This is a genomic window from Naasia sp. SYSU D00057, assembly GCF_017916505.1.
Taxonomy (GTDB): Bacteria; Actinomycetota; Actinomycetes; order Actinomycetales; family Microbacteriaceae; genus Naasia.
Genome location: NZ_JAFMSZ010000008.1, coordinates 1 through 1265, shown reverse-complemented (window position 1 = coordinate 1265; position 1265 = coordinate 1). Strand labels below are relative to the sequence as shown.

The window sequence follows — 1265 nt, the reverse complement described above, 5'->3', positions numbered from 1 at the left end:
CATCGAGTTGGTTGGTCAGCGGGCCACGTCCCTGGTCATGACGACCGTAGAGCGAGATCAGTTCGCGCTCCCGCGCATGGGCGTCCGCCTCCGCCTTGTAGCCGCCGGAGTGAAACTGACCCGGTTGCCGGTTGAAAGCTGACCCAGGCTTAGGGTGTCCCTGTCGTGTTGGCGGGGGCCTGGATGCTTGGGGGAGAGCTGGCGTTGGAGATCCGGGTGTTGGCCAGACACGGCAAGGGCGTGCGCGAGATCGCGCGGGAGATCGGCGTTTCGCGGAACACGGTGCGGCGGTATCTGCGCGACCCGGAGGCGGCGCGGTATCGGGCGCGGCCGCCGCGGCCGAGCAAGCTGGCGCCGTTCGAGGGCTACATCGCCGATCGGATTGCGTCGGCGGCGCCGGAACGGCTCGAGGCGACGGTGCTGCTGCGGGAGTTGCGCGAGCGCGGCTACGCGGGCGGCTACAGCATCCTCAAGGAGCATCTCGCCCGGCTGCGGCCTGCTGCCCCGCCGGAGCCCGTGGTGCGCTTCGAGACGGCGCCTGGCGAGCAGATGCAGGTGGACTGGGCGGTGATCCGGCGCGGGGCGGACCGGCGGTCGGTGTTCGTCGCCACCTTGGGCTGGAGCCGTGCGGCCTATGTCGAGTTCGTGCCGGACGAGCGGCTGTAGACGCTGCTGGCCTGCCACGAGCATGCCTTCCTCGCCTTCGGCGGCGTGCCGCGGGAGGTGCTCTACGACAACATGCGCACCGTGGTGCTGGAGCGGGACCGCTACGGCCGCGGCCAGCACCGCTTTCACCCAGGCTTCCTCGACTTCGCCCGGCATTGCGGCTTCCGCCCGCGGCTGTGCCAGCCCTACCGGGCGCAGAGCAAAGGCAAGGTCGAGCGCTTCATCCGCTATCTCCGCGGCAGCTTCTGGGTGCCGCTGGCGAGCCGCATGGCGGCAGAGGGCCTCGTGGTGGACGGCGCGGCGGCGAACCTGGCGGTCGGGCGCTGGCTGCGGGAGGTGGCGAATGCGCGGGTGCACGCCACCACCGGCGAGGTGCCCGCGGCGCGGCTGGAGGCGGAGCGCGGCAAGCTTGGTCAGATCCCACCGCCCTACGGCGGCCTGCTGCCGCGGCGCATCGAGGCGGCACCATCGCCGTCTCCGCTGCCGATCGCCGGGCTTCAGCATCCGCTGGCGCTCTACGACACGCTGTTCATCACGTCCCCTGGGCCGAGGGGTGGGGCGGGGGGGGGGCGAGGGGGGGGGGGGGCGCGCGCGGGGCC

1 pseudogene is annotated in these 1265 nt (G+C 72.4%); it reads left to right on the top strand.

The window, feature by feature from the left end:
• Positions 1–183 precede the first annotated feature (183 nt).
• A pseudogene (gene istA, locus J3P36_RS16015) lies at positions 184–1194 on the top strand (IS21 family transposase); the annotation flags it as partial.
• Between the last annotated feature and the right edge of the window lie 71 nt (positions 1195–1265).